Origin of the sequence: Ramlibacter aquaticus (assembly GCF_015159745.1) — a bacterium.
In the GTDB taxonomy this organism is placed as follows: Bacteria; Pseudomonadota; Gammaproteobacteria; order Burkholderiales; family Burkholderiaceae_C; genus Ramlibacter; species Ramlibacter aquaticus.
This window is the reverse complement of the sequence record NZ_JADDOJ010000032.1, coordinates 1-15826: the sequence shown is the minus strand read 5'-3', so window position 1 is coordinate 15826 and position 15826 is coordinate 1. Positions and strand designations below refer to the sequence as shown.

The window sequence follows — 15826 nt, the reverse complement described above, 5'->3', positions numbered from 1 at the left end:
AGGGAACGCATGAGCGACAACTCCGACACGACCCTCAACCCCACCGGGATGGACTTCCTCGAGTCGCCCATGCGGCGGACGGTGACGGTCTACCTCCCGCTGGTGATCTTCGTCATCGTCCTGCTGTTCCCGTTCTACTGGATGGTGATCACCTCGGTGAAGCCCAACCAGGAACTACTCTCGCGCGAGGGCAACCCCTTCTGGGTGGTGGGCCCCACGCTGGACCACTTCCGCCACCTGCTGTTCGAGACCTCCTACCCGCAGTGGATGTGGAACACAGTGCTGGTGTCGGTGGTGTCCACCTTCGCCTCGCTGGCCTGCTCGGTGGCCGCGGCCTACGCCATCGAGCGCCTGCGCTTCTCGGGCGCCAAGCACGTGGGCCTGGCGATCTTCCTGGCCTACCTGGTGCCGCCCTCCATCCTGTTCATCCCGCTGGCCTCGGTGGTGTTCCAGCTCGGGTTGTTCGACACGCGGCTGGCGCTGATCCTCACCTACCCGACCTTCCTCATCCCGTTCTGCACCTGGCTGCTGATGGGCTACTTCCGCTCCATCCCGCACGAGCTGGAAGAGTGCGCGCTCATCGACGGCGCCACGCGCTGGCAGATCCTCACCCGCATCGTGCTGCCGCTGGCGGTGCCGGGCCTGATCTCCGCCGGCATCTTCGCCTTCACGCTGTCCTGGAACGAGTTCATCTACGCCCTCACCTTCATCTCCTCCAGCGAGATCAAGACCATCCCGATCGGCGTGGTGACCGAGCTGGTCGAAGGCGACGTCTACCACTGGGGACCGCTGATGGCCGGTGCCCTGCTGGGCTCGCTGCCGGTGGCCTTCGTCTACTCCTTCTTCGTGGAGTACTACGTGTCGGGGATGACCGGCTCGGTCAAGGAATAAGCGCCGCGACTGCGCGCGCTGCCTGCGAACGCCCGGGCCTGTCCGCAGGTGCCGGGCGTTTCGCTTTCTGCCGGCCTCAGAGCTTCTGCGCCTGCATGAAGCGGTCGAAGGTGGCCTCGGTGAAGCGGAACCACAGGTTCTGGTCGGCCCGGAAGCGCGCCATGTCGGCGTAGATGCGGCGGAACTGCTCGTTCTTCGCCGAGGTCTCGGCGTAGATGTCGTTGGCGTGCTTGAAGGCGTCGGCCAGGACGTCGGCCGGGAAGGGCCGCAGCTTGGCCCCCGAGGCCACCAGCTGCTTGAGCGCGCCCGGGTTGAGCGCGTCGTACTTGGCCTGCACCTGCACGTGCGTCTGCGCCGCCGCGGCCTCGACGATGGCCTTGTGCTCGCCCGACAGCGAATTCCAGGCGCGCTGGTTGACGAAGAAGTCGAACTGGGTGGAACCTTCCCAGAAACCAGGGTAGTAGTAGTAGGGCGCGACCTTGACGAAGCCGAGCTTCTGGTCGTCGTACGGGCCCACCCATTCCGCCGCGTCGATGTGGCCCTTCTCCAGGGCGGCATAGATCTGCGCGGCGGGCAGGTTGACCGGCTCGGCCCCCATGCGCTCCATCAGCAGGCTGGCGAAGCCGGCGATGCGAAAGCGCAGGCCGTGCAGGTCGCTGGCGCTGCGCACTTCCTTGCGGAACCAGCCGCCCATCTGCGCGCCGGTGTTGCCGCCGGGGAAGTTGACGATGTGGTAGCCGGCGTAGAACTCGCGCATCAGCTTCAGGCCGTTGCCTTCCAGCATCCAGGCCGTGAGCTGGCGGCTGTTCAGGCCGAAGGGCACGGCGCAGCCGAGGGCGAAGACCGGGTTCTTCTCGGAGAAGTAATAGGTGGCGGTGTGCGCCATCTCGGCCGCGCCGCTGCCCACGCCCTCGACCACGCCGAAGGCCGTGAGCAGGGTGTCGGGCTCATGGGCCTGCACCTCGAAGCGCCCGCCCGAGAGCGCCTTGACGCGGGCGGCGAAGAACTCGGCAGCGCCGAACAGGGTGTCCAGCGAGCGCGGGAAGCTGGAGGCCAGGCGCCAGCGCACGGTGGGCTGCGCATGGACGGCGGGCGCCACGCCCGCGGCCAGCACCCCGGCCAGGCCGGCCCGGCCCAGGAGCGAGCGCCGCTTCATCCGGTGGCCGGCCTTCAGCTGCCCACGATCTTCAGCGGCGGACGCGCGCGCTCTGCGATCTCGCCGAAGCGGTCGCGCACCGCGGCCTCGATGCCGGCGGCATCCAGCCCCTGCAGGGCCAGCAGCCGCGCCGGGTCGCCGTGCGGGATGAACTCGTCACGCAGGCCCAGTTGCAGCACCGGCTTGGCCAGGCCGGCGGCGTGCAGGGCCTCGCACACGGCGCTGCCCGCGCCGCCCGCGATGGCGCCCTCCTCCAGCGTGACCAGGGCCTCGTGCGAGCCGGCCACCTGCAGCAGCAGGGCCTCGTCCAGCGGCTTGGCCCAGCGCATGTTGACCACCGTCGCGCCCAGGCGCTCGGCCGCGACGAGCGCCGGTGCGAGCAGGGTGCCGAAGGCCATGATGGCGATGCCGCTGCCTTCGCGCCGCACCTCGCCCTTGCCGTAGGGCAGCGGCTCCAGGCCGGGCTGCACCACGGCGCCGGGGCCGGCGCCGCGCGGGTAGCGCACGGCCACCGGGTGATCGCGGTGGAAGGCGGTGGTGAGCAGGCGGCGGCACTCGTCCTCGTCCGCCGGGCAGGCGATGCCCATGTTGGGGACGCAGCGCAGGTAGGGGATGTCGTAGGCGCCGGCGTGGGTGGGGCCGTCCGCACCCACGATGCCCGCGCGGTCCAGGGCGAACACCACCGGCAGGTTCTGCAGGGCGACGTCGTGGATCAGCTGGTCGTACGCGCGCTGCAGGAAGGTGGAATAGATCGCGACCACCGGCTTCATGCCTTCGCAGGCCAGGCCGGCGGCGAAGGTGACCGCGTGCTGCTCGGCGATGCCGACGTCGAAGTAGCGCTGCGGGAAGCGCTTCTCGAATTCGACCAGGCCCGAGCCTTCGCGCATGGCCGGCGTGATGCCCACCAGGCGCTCGTCCTGCGCCGCCATGTCGCACAGCCACTGGCCGAAGACCTGGGTGAAGGTGGTCTTGGGCGGCGCGGCCGGCGCCGTGAGGCCCACGGCCGGGTCGAACTTGCCGGGCCCGTGGTAGGCCACCGGGTCGGCCTCCGCCAGCTTGTAGCCCTGGCCCTTGCGCGTCACCACGTGCAGGAACTGCGGCCCCCTCAGGTGGCGGATGTTCTCCAGCGTGGGGATCAGCGAATCGAGGTCGTGGCCGTCGATGGGGCCGATGTAGTTGAAGCCGAACTTCTCGAACAGCGTGGCCGGCACCACCATGCCCTTGGCATGCTCCTCGATGCGCTTGGCGAGTTCGAACAGGGGCGGTGCCACCTTGAGCACGTTCTTGCCCACGTTCTTGGCCGCCGAGTAGAAGTGGCCGCTCATCAGCTGCGCCAGGTAGCGGTTCAGCGCGCCCACCGGCGGGCTGATGGACATGTCGTTGTCGTTGAGGATGACCAGCAGGTCGCAGTCGGCCACGCCGCCGTTGTTCAGGGCCTCGAAGGCCATGCCGGCCGTCATCGCGCCGTCGCCGATGATGGCCACCGCGCGCCGGTTCTCGCCCTTGCGCTGTGCGGCCACCGCCATGCCCAGCGCGGCCGAGATGCTGGTCGAGGAGTGCGCGGTGCCGAAGGCGTCGAACTCGCTCTCTGTGCGCAGCGGAAAGCCCGACAGCCCGCCCAGCTGGCGCAGCGTGCCCATGCGGTCGCGCCGGCCGGTGAGGATCTTGTGCGGGTAGGTCTGGTGGCCCACGTCCCACACCAGCCGGTCGTAGGGCGTGTTGAAGACGTAGTGCAGCGCGATGCTCAGTTCCACCGTGCCCAGGTTGGAACTGAGGTGGCCGCCAGTGCGCGCCACGCTGGCGAGCAGGAAGGCCCGCAGTTCATCGGCCAGGGGCTTGAGCTGCGTGCGCGGCAGCTTGCGCAGGTCGGCGGGGTCGTTGATGGAGTCGAGCAGGGACATGGCTATAGGCACCGGGTTCAGCTGTCGCGGTTGACCACCATGCGCGCGAGCGCTTGCAGCGCCCGCGTGTCCGGCAGGCCGCTGGCGGCGAGCGCCTCGCAGGCCTGGTCCAGCAGCCGCTGCGCGTGTTCGCGCGAGCGCTCCAGGCCCAGGATGGAGACGAAGGTGGGCTTGCCCTGGTCGGCGTCCTTGCCGGCGGTCTTGCCCAGGGTGGCGGAATCGGCGGTGACGTCCAGGATGTCGTCGACGACCTGGAAGGCGACGCCCACGGCATCGCCGTAGGCCGCCAGCGCGCGCTCGGCGCGCGCATCGCAGCGGCCGCAGGCCGCGCCCATCATCACCGAGCCCTGCAGCAGCGCGCCGGTCTTGCGGCGGTGCATCTCGCGCAGGCGGGCTTCGTCCAGTTTCAGGCCCACGCTGGCCAGGTCGATCGCCTGGCCGCCGGCCATGCCGGCATGGCCGGCGGCGCGGGCCAGCAGGTGGCACAGGCGGGCCTGCACCGACGGCGGAACCTCGCCCTCGCCGGGGGCGAGCAGCTCGAAGGCCAGGGCCTGCAGCGCGTCGCCGGCCAGCAGGGCCGTGGCTTCGCCGAACTTCACGTGGACGGTGGGCTTGCCCCGGCGCAGCACGTCGTTGTCCATGCAGGGCATGTCGTCGTGCACCAGCGAATAGGCATGGATCAGCTCGACGGCGCAGGCGGCGCGCAGCGCGGCCTCGGGCTGGCCCTGCACCGCCTCGGCGGCGGCGATCACCAGCAGCGGGCGCAGTCGCTTGCCGCCGTCCAGCACCGCATAGCGCATCGCATCGCCCAGGCCGGCCGGCGCATCGGCCACCACCCAGCGCGACAGCGCGTCCTCCACCCGGTCCAGGCGTTCGCGGCTCCAGCGGGCGAGCTCGAAATCCGCGCTCACTCCTGCATCCACGGCTTCTGCGTGCCCTCGTCGAGCAGCTTGATCTGGTGTTCCACGGCCGTCAGCCTGTCGCGGCAGAACTGCAGCAGCGCGGCGCCGCGCTGGTAGCCCGAAAGCAGCTGCTCCAACGGCAGCTGGCCGGATTCGATGCCCGCGACGAGCTGTTCGAGCTCCTCGAGCGCGGCCTCGTAGCTGGGCGGGGCCTGGGGGGTGTCCTGGGGCTGGGTCATGGTCAAGCTGCGATTCTAGGGCGTGGCGCCCGGCCCCGCCGGCCTCGCGGGCAGGCCCGGACGGCCCCGGGTACAATCGCGGGCCCCATTGCGGGCATCCGCCCCGAGAGCGGTTCGCTCCTTCCCGCGCCTATCTCCCGAGAACAGCGCTTCCCTGCCCCTTCATAGGGGGAGTCTCTAGGTCAGGTCACCCATGTCTGATTTAAGTCTTCAGCTCAAGCAGGCCGCAAGCCAACTGCCCGTTTCAAGCTATTTCGACGAAGCGCTCTTCCAGCGCGAGATGGAACTCATCTTCCAGCCCGGGCCCCGTTATGTGGGGCACGCGCTGTCGGTGCCCGAAAAGGGCGACTACCACGCCCTGCCGCAAGAGCACGAGGGCCGCGCGCTGCTGCGCACCGCGCGCGGGGTGGAACTGGTCTCCAACGTCTGCCGCCACCGCCAGGCCGTGATCCTCAAGGGCCGCGGCTCGATCCAGGGCGCGGGCGGCAACATCGTGTGCCCGCTGCACCGCTGGACCTACAGCGGCGGCAACGGCAGCCCGGCCGGCACCCTGCTGGGCGCCCCGCACTTCGCCGAGGACCCCTGCCTGAACCTCGCCCAGTGGAAGCTGCGCGAATGGAACGGCCTGCTGTTCGAGGACAACGGCCGCGACATCGAGGCCGACCTGGCCGGCATGGGCCCGCGCGCCGCCCTGGATTTCAGCGGCATGGTGCTGGACCACGTGGAGTTGCACGAGTGCGACTACAACTGGAAGACCTTCATCGAGGTCTACCTGGAGGACTACCACGTCGGTCCCTTCCACCCGGGCCTGGGCAACTTCGTGACCTGCGAGGACCTGCGCTGGGAGTTCAAGGAGAACTTCTCGGTGCAGACCGTGGGCGTGGCGAACCGCCTGGGCCGCGCCGGAAGCCCCGCGTACGAGCGCTGGCAGAAGGCGCTGATGGGCTTTCGCAACGGCCAGCCGCCCAGCCACGGCGCGATCTGGCTCACCTACTACCCGCACATCATGGTCGAGTGGTACCCGCACGTGCTCACCGTCTCCACGCTGCACCCCATCGGGCCGCAGAAGACGCTGAACATGGTGGAGTTCTACTACCCCGAGGAGATCGCCGCCTTCGAACGCGAGTTCGTCGAGGCGCAGAAGGCCGCGTACATGGAGACCTGCGTGGAGGACGACGAGATCGCGTTGCGCATGGACGCCGGCCGCCGGGCGCTGCTGGCGCGCGGCGCCAACGAGGTGGGCCCGTACCAGAGCCCGATGGAAGACGGCATGCAGCACTTCCACGAGTGGTACCGCGCCCGCATCGGCACGGTCTGATGCGCGGCCTCGCCGGCGGCCTGCACGGCGGCCCGGGGCGGCCGCTGCACCGGGCCTCGCAGCACCCAGCCACCCTCTCCCCGCCGGCCCGGCGGCCGGCTGCCACTCCCTGGCCGCACCGGGTGCAGGAGCCCTGATGCAGGCCCTGTGGATGCTCGCCGCCGCCTTCTTCTTCGCCACCATGGCGGTGTGCGTGAAGTTCGCCTCGGCCTGGTTCAGCAGCGCCGAGCTGGTGTTCTACCGCGGCCTGCTGGGCATGCTCTTCATGTGGGCGCTGGCGCGCCGCCAGGGCGTCACCCTGGGCACGGCCTACCCGGGCAGCCACGCCTGGCGCAGCCTGGTCGGCGTGGTCTCGCTGGGCGCCTGGTTCTACGCCCTGGCCCACCTGCCGCTGGCGACCGGCATGACGCTCAACTACATGAGCAGCGTGTGGGTGGCGGTGTTCCTCATCGGCGGCGCGCTGCTGGCCTGGACGCCCCGGCGCGGCGCGGCCGCCCCCCTGCACCAGGGCCCGCTGGTGCTCACCGTGCTGGCCGGCTTCAGCGGGGTGGTGCTGATGCTGCGTCCCACCATCGCGCAGGACCAGGCCTTCGCCGGCCTGGTGGGCCTGCTGTCCGGTTTGATCGCCGCCTTCGCCTACATGCAGGTGATGGCGCTGGGGCGCCTGGGCGAACCCGAGACGCGCACGGTCTTCTACTTCGCCGTCGGCTCCACGGTGGCCGGCCTGCTGGCCATGCCCATCACGGGCGGCATCTCGGCCTGGTCCTGGCCGCATGCGCTGTGGCTGCTGCCGGTGGGGCTGTTCGCCTCGCTGGGCCAGCTGTGCATGACCCGGGCCTACAGCCGGGGCGCGACGCTGGTGGTGGCCAGCTTCCAGTACTCGGGCATCGTCTTCGGCGCGATCTACGGCGTGCTGCTCTTCGGCGACTCGCTGCCGCTGACGGGCTGGCTGGGGATGGGGCTCATCATCGCCAGCGGCATCACCGCGACGGCGCTGCGGGCCCGGGCCGCGCCCCACGCGCCGGCCGAGGAACACTGATAAATTGCAGGCCATGCAGACCCTGCTCATTACCGCCGCTGAACTGCAGCAGCTGCGCGCGAGCGGCGCGCGGCACATGGTGTTCGACTGCAGCTTCGACCTCATGAACCCCGCCGTCGGCGAGGAGGCCTGGCGCCAGGCGCACATCCCGGGCGCGCGCTACGCCCACCTGGACCGCGACCTCTCGGACATGCCCGTGGTCGAGCCCGACGGCAGCCAGCACCCGCACCGGGATGCCGCCTCGGGCGGGCGCCACCCGCTGCCCAGCCGCGAGAAATTCGCCATGTGGCTGTGCAAGATGGGCTTCGCCAACGACATGCAGGCGGTGGTGTACGACCGCAGCAACGGCACCTACTGCGGCCGCCTGTGGTGGATGCTCAAGTGGGCGGGCCACGAGGCTGTCGCCGTGCTCGACGGCGGGCTGCGCGCCTGGCAGGAAGCCGGCGGCGAGCTGGCGGCGGGCGAGGAGCCCCTGCCCTTCCAGTCCAACTTCGCACTGCAGGCGCCGCTCGCGCGGCTGGCGCGCGTGCAGGACGTGGAGGCCGGCCTCGCGCAGCCCCAGGGTCAGACCCTGGTGGACGCCCGCGCGGCGCCGCGCTTTCGCGGCGAGGTCGAGCCGCTGGATCCGGTGGCCGGCCACATTCCGGGCGCGCTCAACCGGCCCGGGTCGGAGAACATCGGGCCGGACGGCCGCTTCAAGCCGGCCGCGCAGTTGCGTGCGGAATTCGAAGCCCTGCTGGCCGGCCGCGATGCAGCCTCGGTGGTGCACCAGTGCGGCAGCGGGGTGAGCGCCGTGCCCAACCTGATCGCCATGGAACTGGCCGGCCTGGGGCGCGCCGCGCTGTTCGCCGGCAGCTGGAGCGAGTGGTGCAGCGACCCCTCGCGCCCGGTGGCCCGGGGCGGCTGAGGCGCGCCCAGCGCGCCTAGCGGTTGCCGACGGCGCTGCCGTTCGTCGTGTTGCTGCTGCCGCCGGCCACGCCCGGCACGGTGTCATGGCTGGCACTGGCGGGGCTCATGCCCGACTGCGCCCCCAGTCCCCCGTTCAGGCCGGTGCCCGGCGCCTGCGCGGCGCCGCTTCCCTTGCCCGTGGCGCCAGCCGGCATGTCCCCACCCGAGCTGCCCGGCGCGGGCATGCCGCCCTTGGCCCCGGTGGAGCCGCCGGGCGGCCCGTCCGGTGCCTGGGGCGCGGCCTGCACCGTGGGGTTGCCGGTGCCCGGGCTGCCCGGTGACACGGCCTCCCCGCCCGCATGACGCCCGCAGCCCGCCAGGGCGAGTGCGAACGGAACGGCGAGCGCGAGCGCGTGCCTGCGCATCAGCGCGTGGTGGTGCTGCTGCTCGGCGTGGAGCTGGTGCCGGAGCTGGTGCCGCCGGTGCCGGTGGAGCCCATGGCGCCGGTGCTGCCGCCGGTGCTGCTGGAGCCGGTGGTGTCGGACGAGCCGCTGCTGGCGGTGCCGGTGCCCGAGCTGCTGCCGGTGCCGGCGCCCATGCCGCTGCTGGAGGGGGTGGTGCTGGCCGAGGAACTGGTGCCGGCACCGGTGCCGCCGGAGGCAGTGGTATCGCGCTTGTTGCAGGCACTCAGGGACAGGGCGGCCACCACGGCCATCACGGCCACGGCGGTATGGCTGATCGAGGTCTTCATGCGGGTACTCCTTCAGGATTTGTCGCGTCGTCAATGGAAAGGGCAGCCACGACTGCCCTGTGGTGACTCTAGGCAGGCGCGGCGCCCGGGATGTCGGCTCGGGCAGCGTCCGCATGTAGGACAAGCGCAGAGGCTGGGCTGGCTCGGCGGTACCCGGCGCAGGGTCAACGGCCGCGGCGCTTGCGCTTCTCGTAGGCCTGCATCAGCGGCGTGACCGAGATGCCGTGCAGCACGATGGAGCTGACCACCACCGAGAGCGTGACCGAGGCCAGGAGCACCGCATCGGCGTGCGGCAGGCCATGGTTCGCGGCGTACGCGAGGTAGTACAGCGAGCCCACGCCGCGGATGCCGAACCAGCCCATCAGCCAGCGTTGCGCGCGCGAGGCGCGGCTGCCGCGCAGGCCCAGCGCCACCGCCACCGGCCGCACGCCCAGCAGCAGCAGCGGCACGAACCACCAGGCCCAGCCCTGCCATTGCACCGACCACAGCAGCGCGCCTATGAGCACCACCACGGCGAGCTCGCCGATGCGCTCCAGCTGTTCGTTGAAGCCCAGCACCGCCTGCGCCATGTAGGCCGGTGCATGGCGCGGATCGACCGCCACCTTCTGCGCCACCGATTCATCCGGGTCGGCTTCGGCGCTCTCGGCCAGGCGCAGGCTGCCCGGGTCCGGGCTCTGGGTGCGTTGCAGGTAGCGGATCGCGACGCCGGCCGCGAACACCGCGAGGAAGCCGTTCGCATGCAGCAGCAGCGCGACGCCGTAGCTGAGCGCGATCAGCCCCATGCCCAGGAAATCGTCCAGCCCCACGGCCTCGCGGTGGCGCCGTCGCAGGTACAGCACCAGGCGCGCGATCGCCAGCCCCAGGCCGGCCCCCAGGGCGAGCCCAGCCAGCGAGGACCAGAGCCCGTCCAGCAGCAGCCAGCGCCAGCCGTCGTGGGCGTCGGGGTCGGCCCCCAGCAGGCCCAGGCCCAGCAGCACGAAAGGGAATGCGGTGCCGTCGTTCAGGCCGCCCTCGGCGGTGAGCGCGAAGCGCAGGCTGTCGCGGTCGCGCGGGTGCGTGACCTGCACGTCCGAGGCGAGCACCGGGTCGGTCGGCGCGAGCATGCCGCCCAGCAGCACGCTCGCCCCCCAGGACAGGCCGAGCAGCAGGTGTCCGGCCAGCGCGATCAGCGCGACCGTCACCAGCATGGAGAGCAGCGCCAGGCGCAGCGGCAGCACCCAGCGCCGGTCGCGCAGCGCGGTGCTCATCTTGAGCCCGGACGAGAAGAGCGAGACCAGCAGCACCACCTCGCACAGCCGCTCCACCAGCACGGTGTGCTGGGCGACGTCGGCCCGCAGCAGGCCCAGGCCCCAGGGGCTGAGCGCGACCCCCACGCCCAGGTAGACCATGCTGGTGGACAGCGGGATGCGCGTGAGCACCGTCGCGCCCAGCGCCATGAGCAGCATCAGGCCCCCGGTGACCAGGGCCCACAGGGCCTCCTGCATGCGCTGCGCGTCAGAGGCAGGCGAGCGCGCCGGCCACGGCCTTGCGGAAGCTGGGGTGGCGGTGCACGTCGCCGTGGCCCGCGCCTTCCAGGCAGTGCAGCTGCGCGGTGGGCAGTGCGGTGGCCAGGGCGCGGCTGTGGTGGATGCCGATCAGCTCGTCGCAGTCGCCGTGGATCAGCACCAGCGGGCCCTGCAGCTTGCCCACGTGTTCCACCGTGTGGAGCGGGTAGCGCAGCACGCGCCCCGGCACCCAGGGGTACAGCTCCTCGCCCAGGGCGCGCATGCTGCTGTAGGCCGACACCAGCAGCGTCAGGTGGGGCGGCTGGCCGGCGGTGCCCAGTTCGGCCGAGAGCCCGGCGGCGAGCCCGGTGCCCAGCGACTGGCCGGCGATCACGATGCGCTGGCCCGTGTACTGGCCGGCGAAGTGGTTCCACACCGCGCGCACGTCGGCACGCAGCTGCTCCTCGCTCGCGATGTGGCCGCTGCTCTTGCCGTAACCGCGGTAGTCCATGGCCACCAGGTCGAAGTTCGCCTCGCGGAACGCGTCCAGGTCGACCAGGCAATCGCGCAGGTTGCCGCTGTTGCCGTGCAGGAAGAAGACCACGCCGCGCGGCGCCGGCCGCCGAAGCTGCGCCACCGAGAGCGCGGCCCCGGGCACCTGCACCGTGTGCTCGTGCACGTCCTCGTCGGGCACCAGGCGCTCGCCGCCCGGCAAGGGCACGGGCTCGAACAGCAGGTGTTCCTGGCGGAACCAGAGCCAGCCGATGGCGGCGGTCCAGGCCGCCCCGGCCGCTGCGAGGAGACCGAGGGAGAACAGTGCGTAGGCGTGGTGGCTCTCCCTCTTCATGGCGATCACTCCTGGCGGGGGCCGCCGCGCCGGTCGGGGTCGCTGGGGCCGTTGCTGTCGGACAGGCCCGCGCCGGGCGGACCCAGGGGCGCGCTGTCGCTTCCGCTCTGCCAGGTGCCGCCCTGGCCGCCGGTGCGCCCGCGCGGATGTTCCATGCTCGTGCCGTCGTCCAGGTTGACGCTGCCGCCTCCCATGGGCTTGTCGTCGGCGGCGCCGTGGTCGCGCTCGTTGACGCCACTGGGCGCCACCAGGCCGGGCTGCCGGCTGCTGGTCAGGCCCACCTTGGCGGGGCCGTCGCCGGGATAGCCGCGCGCGCGGTCGTCGGCCTCGCCGGGCGTGGGCACGGGCTCGCCCTGCGTGTCGCTGGCGCCGCGGCCGCGTGCATCGGACTGCCCGTCGGTGGCATCGCGGCTCACGTCCGGGCTGGGACGGTCCGGGCTCTTGCGAGGGACGCCATCACGGGATTCTTCCTGGTTCGGCATGCAAACGCTCCTTGGTGAAACTGCAGGATCGCGCTGCCGAGGCGCGAAGTGTGTAGGAGCGTGGCACCGGACGCGGTAGGAACCGGGGCGCGTTGAACGACGGGCGTGCAAGGCCCCGGGCCACGCCTCAGAGCAGCGCGCCCAGCCGCGCCAGCACCGCCTCTTTGACCTTCTCGCGCCAGGGGCGTGCCTGCCACTGGGCCAGGGTGATGCGGCGCGAATGCTTCAGGTCGTCCTCGAACACCGCCTGCTGCTGCTGCGCGAAGCCGGCGTCGTACACATTCAGGTTGGCCTCGTCGTTGAGGCGGAAGCTGCGCTCGTCGAAGTTGGTGGAGCCTATGGAGCTGAGCAGCCCGTCCACCACCATGGCCTTGCAATGGAACATGGTGGGCTGGTACTCGTAGATCTGCACGCCCGCCTCCAGCAGCTCGCCCCAGAGGCCCCGCGAGGCGCGGCGCACGGTCTCGGCGTCCATCACCGGGCCGGGCGTGATGATGCGCACCCGCACGCCGCGCCGCACGGCCGCCACCAGCGCGCGCCGCGTCACGTCGTCGGGCACGAAGTAGGAATTCGAGATGTCGATGCTCTGCTCGGCCGCGCTGATCGCCAGCAGCACCATGAGCAGCATGCTCTCGCTGCCGCCCTGCGGCGAGCTGGCGAACATCTGGGCCCGCTCGCTGCCCACCGGCGCCAGGGGCGGGAAGTAGGCCGCGCCGTGCAGCACCTCGCCGGTGGTCTTGGCCCAGTTGTCCAGGATCACCGCTTCCATCTGGGCCACCACCGGCCCCTCGACCCGCACGTGCGTGTCGCGCCAGTGCCGGGGGTCCTGGGCGTGGCCCGTCCATTCGGGTGCGATGCCCACGCCGCCGGTGAAGCCGACGCGGCCGTCCACGACCATCAGCTTGCGGTGGGTGCGGTTGTTCAGGCGGCCCAGGTTGTACCAGCGCAGCGGGTGGAAGTAGCGCACCTGCACGCCCGCCGAGCGCATCAGCTGCAGCAGCACGTCGTCGATCTTCTGGCTGCCCACCCAGTCGAGCAGCACGTGCACCGGCACGCCGGCCCGCGCCCGCTCAGCCAGGGCCTGCGCGAACTCGCGGCCGATGTCGCCGGACCAGTAGATGTAGGTCTCGAACAGGATGCTCTGGCGTGCGCCACGGATCGCCTCCAGCATGGCGGGGAAGATCTGGTCGCCATTGAGCAGCACGGTGGCCTGGTTGCCCTCGGCGATGGCGGGCCCCAGCATCAGGCCCATGGAGCGCAGGAACTGCGGGTCGCGCACGCCGTACAGGTGCGAGATGTCGGTCTGCACCTTGCGCTCGGGCACCGACAGGTTGGCGAAGCCCAGGCCCAGGAACAGGGCCACGACCACCGCCAGGATCCACCACTTCCTGTGCTTCATCGGCGGCCATGCTAGCCCTGGCGCGGCCGTGGCGGGGGCCTGGCGGGCAACTGTAGACCCCGGCCTACAGCCGGGCGCTGCGCGGCGCGCTCAGCCGTCCAGGTAGAGCTCGCGCAGGCGGGCGCGCTGCGCCGCCTCCAGGCCCAGGGCCTCGCGCAGGTAGCGGTCCATGCCGCCGAAGTCCTGCTGCACGGCCTCGAAGGAGGCTTCGATGAACTCGGGCTGCACGCGGGTCAGCACGCGCGCCACCTGCGGCGGCAGCCGGGTGTTCTCGAGGAAGGCCGGCTTGAGCCGCTCGTTGGTGAGCAGGTAGTCGGCCATGACCTCGTCCATGGGCACGTCCAGGGCCAGCAGCACCAGCGCGGCGGCGAAGCCGGTGCGGTCCTTGCCGGCGGTGCAGTGGAAGACGGTGGGCTCGCTGGAGGCCAGCAGGTGGCCGAAGAACTCGCGGAAGCGGTGGCTGCTGCGCCGCACGAAGCCGCGGTAGGTGTCCTGCATGTGGGCGACCACCTCGGCCTCGGTGAGTTCGTGGCCGGCGTCCAGCAGGTCCTTGAGCACCTGCACGATGGTGGGCTCGATGGCCAGGGAATGCACCTGGACGCCGGGCAGCACGCAGGCCGCGGCGGTGCGTTCCTCGGCGCCGCGGAAATCGAGCACGCGGCGTATGCCCAGGCCCTGGATCTGGCGGGCATCGTCGGCGTCCAGGGCGCCCAGGTGGTCGGAGCGGAAGAGCGTGCCGGGCCGCACGTGGGGGAGTCGCCGGAAATTCGTGGCGCTTGGAATCAGCATCCCCTGATTCTGCCCGTGCCCTCGAAAGAATGCCCGGCGGGGCCGGGCATTGCGGGGGTCCAGGGGGCGCGGCCTCAGCGGCTGCGGCTGCCCGAGGAGGAGGACGAGGAGGAGCGCTTCTCGCCGCTGCTGGCGCTACCGCGCTTGCTGGCGTTGCTGTTGCCGCGGGCGCGCTCGCTTTGCGCCTGGCTGTTCTGGTTGCTGGCGCGTGCGCCCATGCTGCCGGCTTCGGAGCGGCTCATGCCGCCCGACTTCGATTTGCTTTTCGCTGCCATCGTTTGCTCCTTGTGGAAGGGTCTGGGGAAACTGCGGCGGCGCACCGTTGCGCGCGCCACGAACCCACTCTAGGAGCGGCGCGTGCAGGCGCTGTAGTCGGGCCCTGTGGCCCTGTGTAGTCCGCTGGCGCGCGGCGCTAGCCTGTGAGCGAGCTCGCCAGTTCCTGCGCCACGCCGAGCTCGCGCCGCAGGATAGGCAGGTTCCGGTCGATGAAGGCCCGCAGTTCGCGGTCCACCGCGATGCGACGGCCCTGTTCGAGCATGCTGATGTTGGCCTGGTGGTCCTCGATGCCGATGACGCGCACATAGCCCTGGTCGAACGCGGCGCTGGGCGGCAGCGCGGCGAGCTTGTGCAGCTTGCTCTCGTTGTCGCTGCCCAGCCCCTTGGGCGGCGGCACGCCCTTGGCGCTCATGAGCCGCACCAGCTCATCGGTAAAGCGCGTCTGCCGCCCCACCATGCCCTCGGCATAGGCCCGCACCCGCGCATCGGTGGCGCGCTGCGCCGCCAGCCGCGACACCTCCAGCTGGTAGAGCGTCTTGTTGATCGCCCGGGCGACGAAGGCCTTCTCGGACAGGGTCAGCGGCGAGGTGGGCGCCACCACCGCCGGGGCCGAAGGGGACGCCGGCCCCACGCTCGCGCAGCCCGCCACCATGAGGGCGGCCAGGGGCACGGCGAAGCGGAGCGGGTGGCGAACGCGCATGGTCTCTCCCAAATCTCGAGTCGGTTGTTGTTCCAGCAAATCTACGGCCGAGGCGGGGGCGCTGTGTTCCCAAATGTTTCAGGTGCGGTTGGCAGTCGTTTCTTGCTGAGGCCGGACGCTTGCGCCACCGTGTGGGCTGACAGAGTTCTCAGCGCTCTTCGACCTCGCGCTCGCCCCGCTGGCCGGCCTGTGGCGGGGGCTCATACTGCCGCGGTCCGCTGCGCGGACTCCGCTGGAATTTGCGGCCTGGAGCCGGCACGGCGCAACTCGCTACGCGCTGGCTGCGCCACCGCTTCGCTCAAACAGGCGCCGTGAGCATGAAACGACGCGCGGACCTGCGGACCGCGCTTCCGACCCCAGGCCGCAAATTCCAGCCGCGTCACAAATCGCCCCCGCCACAGGCCGGCCAGCGGGGCGAGAAAACCATCTGGGCGCACCAGCGGTGGAGCGCCGGCACCTCACAGAGAGTCAGGAGACGCGGGCGCTCAACGGCTGCGCGCCACCGTGCCACTGGCAAACCCAGCCCCGGCCGCCGGCTGCCTGCTGCCGCGCCCTATGGGGCGCCCGAGAAGCGCAGGGCCAGGCCCCAAGCTTTCTGACTTGCGGCGTCTGTCTGAGCGAAGCGCTCGCCGCAGGCGAGCGCGTAGCGAGTTACGCCGCGGGGCCTGGACCGAGCATCGCAGGGGAAGTCGGACACGAAGTGCCGACCGCCCCATTGGGCGCGGCAGCGGGCTGCCGGCGGCCGGGGCTGGGTTTGCCTGACG

17 protein-coding genes are annotated in these 15826 nt (G+C 71.4%); 4 read left to right on the top strand and 13 right to left on the bottom strand.

The genetic code is table 11. From position 1 onward, the window contains the following. Positions 1-9: 9 nt before the first annotated feature. On the top strand, positions 10-891 hold the full coding sequence (locus IM725_RS09670; RefSeq protein ID WP_193780378.1) for a carbohydrate ABC transporter permease: 882 nt from the start codon (positions 10-12) through the stop codon (positions 889-891). 76 nt (positions 892-967) lie between these two features. Here the strand turns inward: IM725_RS09670 and IM725_RS09665 are convergent, their stop codons facing one another. From IM725_RS09665 to xseB, 4 genes are read right to left on the bottom strand one after another with little or no spacing between them, the layout of a single operon-like run. Then, positions 968-2047, bottom strand: a complete 1080-nt coding sequence (locus IM725_RS09665; RefSeq protein ID WP_193780377.1) for a TRAP transporter substrate-binding protein — start codon at positions 2045-2047, stop codon at positions 968-970. Between the two features lie 14 nt (positions 2048-2061). Then, complete coding sequence (gene dxs / locus IM725_RS09660) at positions 2062-3948, bottom strand: 1-deoxy-D-xylulose-5-phosphate synthase (protein WP_193780376.1); 1887 nt, start codon at positions 3946-3948, stop codon at positions 2062-2064. A gap of 17 nt (positions 3949-3965) precedes the next feature. Next, complete coding sequence (locus tag IM725_RS09655) at positions 3966-4859, bottom strand: polyprenyl synthetase family protein (RefSeq protein WP_287067825.1); 894 nt, start codon at positions 4857-4859, stop codon at positions 3966-3968. Beyond that, entirely contained in the window at positions 4856-5089 is a 234-nt protein-coding gene (xseB, locus tag IM725_RS09650; protein ID WP_193780374.1) for an exodeoxyribonuclease VII small subunit, read from the bottom strand. Before xseB ends, IM725_RS09655 begins: the two co-directional genes overlap by 4 nt. A gap of 193 nt (positions 5090-5282) precedes the next feature. Between xseB and IM725_RS09645 the strand changes: the two genes are divergently transcribed. The 3 genes from IM725_RS09645 (at position 5283) to IM725_RS09635 (ending at position 8353) form a co-directional block, all read left to right on the top strand. Next, positions 5283-6407 (top strand): aromatic ring-hydroxylating oxygenase subunit alpha, encoded by a 1125-nt coding sequence (locus IM725_RS09645; RefSeq protein WP_193780373.1) that lies wholly within the window; start codon positions 5283-5285, stop codon positions 6405-6407. Positions 6408-6543: 136 nt separating this feature from the next. After that, positions 6544-7446: a DMT family transporter gene (locus IM725_RS09640; protein ID WP_193780372.1), complete on the top strand. Its 903-nt coding sequence runs from the start codon at positions 6544-6546 to the stop codon at positions 7444-7446. A 13-nt stretch (positions 7447-7459) separates the two neighbouring features. Beyond that, entirely contained in the window at positions 7460-8353 is an 894-nt protein-coding gene (locus IM725_RS09635) for a sulfurtransferase (RefSeq protein ID WP_193780371.1), read from the top strand. 16 nt (positions 8354-8369) lie between these two features. Here IM725_RS09635 and IM725_RS09630 read toward each other — a convergent pair whose 3' ends face one another. From IM725_RS09630 to IM725_RS09590, 9 genes are all read right to left on the bottom strand, one after another. Continuing rightward, entirely contained in the window at positions 8370-8759 is a 390-nt protein-coding gene (locus IM725_RS09630) for a hypothetical protein (RefSeq protein WP_193780370.1), read from the bottom strand. After that, complete coding sequence (locus IM725_RS09625; protein WP_193780369.1) at positions 8759-9085, bottom strand: hypothetical protein; 327 nt, start codon at positions 9083-9085, stop codon at positions 8759-8761. Before IM725_RS09625 ends, IM725_RS09630 begins: the two co-directional genes overlap by 1 nt. Positions 9086-9249: 164 nt before the next feature. Beyond that, positions 9250-10569: a cation:proton antiporter gene (locus IM725_RS09620; RefSeq protein ID WP_193780368.1), complete on the bottom strand. Its 1320-nt coding sequence runs from the start codon at positions 10567-10569 to the stop codon at positions 9250-9252. Between the two features lie 10 nt (positions 10570-10579). Further along, positions 10580-11416: an alpha/beta hydrolase gene (locus IM725_RS09615; RefSeq protein WP_193780367.1), complete on the bottom strand. Its 837-nt coding sequence runs from the start codon at positions 11414-11416 to the stop codon at positions 10580-10582. Positions 11417-11421: 5 nt separating this feature from the next. Continuing rightward, positions 11422-11898 (bottom strand): hypothetical protein, encoded by a 477-nt coding sequence (locus IM725_RS09610; protein ID WP_193780366.1) that lies wholly within the window; start codon positions 11896-11898, stop codon positions 11422-11424. A gap of 127 nt (positions 11899-12025) precedes the next feature. Further along, complete coding sequence (locus tag IM725_RS09605; protein ID WP_193780365.1) at positions 12026-13297, bottom strand: phospholipase D-like domain-containing protein; 1272 nt, start codon at positions 13295-13297, stop codon at positions 12026-12028. A 90-nt stretch (positions 13298-13387) separates the two neighbouring features. Then, positions 13388-14086 carry a tyrosine-protein phosphatase gene (locus IM725_RS09600; protein WP_193780364.1) on the bottom strand — a complete coding sequence of 233 codons (699 nt, stop codon included), beginning with the start codon at positions 14084-14086 and terminating at the stop codon, positions 13388-13390. Between the two features lie 74 nt (positions 14087-14160). Then, the gene (locus tag IM725_RS09595; protein ID WP_193780363.1) at positions 14161-14361 is read right to left on the bottom strand and encodes a hypothetical protein; all 201 of its coding nucleotides are present in this window, start codon (positions 14359-14361) and stop codon (positions 14161-14163) included. A gap of 137 nt (positions 14362-14498) precedes the next feature. Beyond that, positions 14499-15062 carry a DUF4142 domain-containing protein gene (locus IM725_RS09590; protein ID WP_193780362.1) on the bottom strand — a complete coding sequence of 188 codons (564 nt, stop codon included), beginning with the start codon at positions 15060-15062 and terminating at the stop codon, positions 14499-14501. Positions 15063-15826 lie beyond the last annotated feature (764 nt).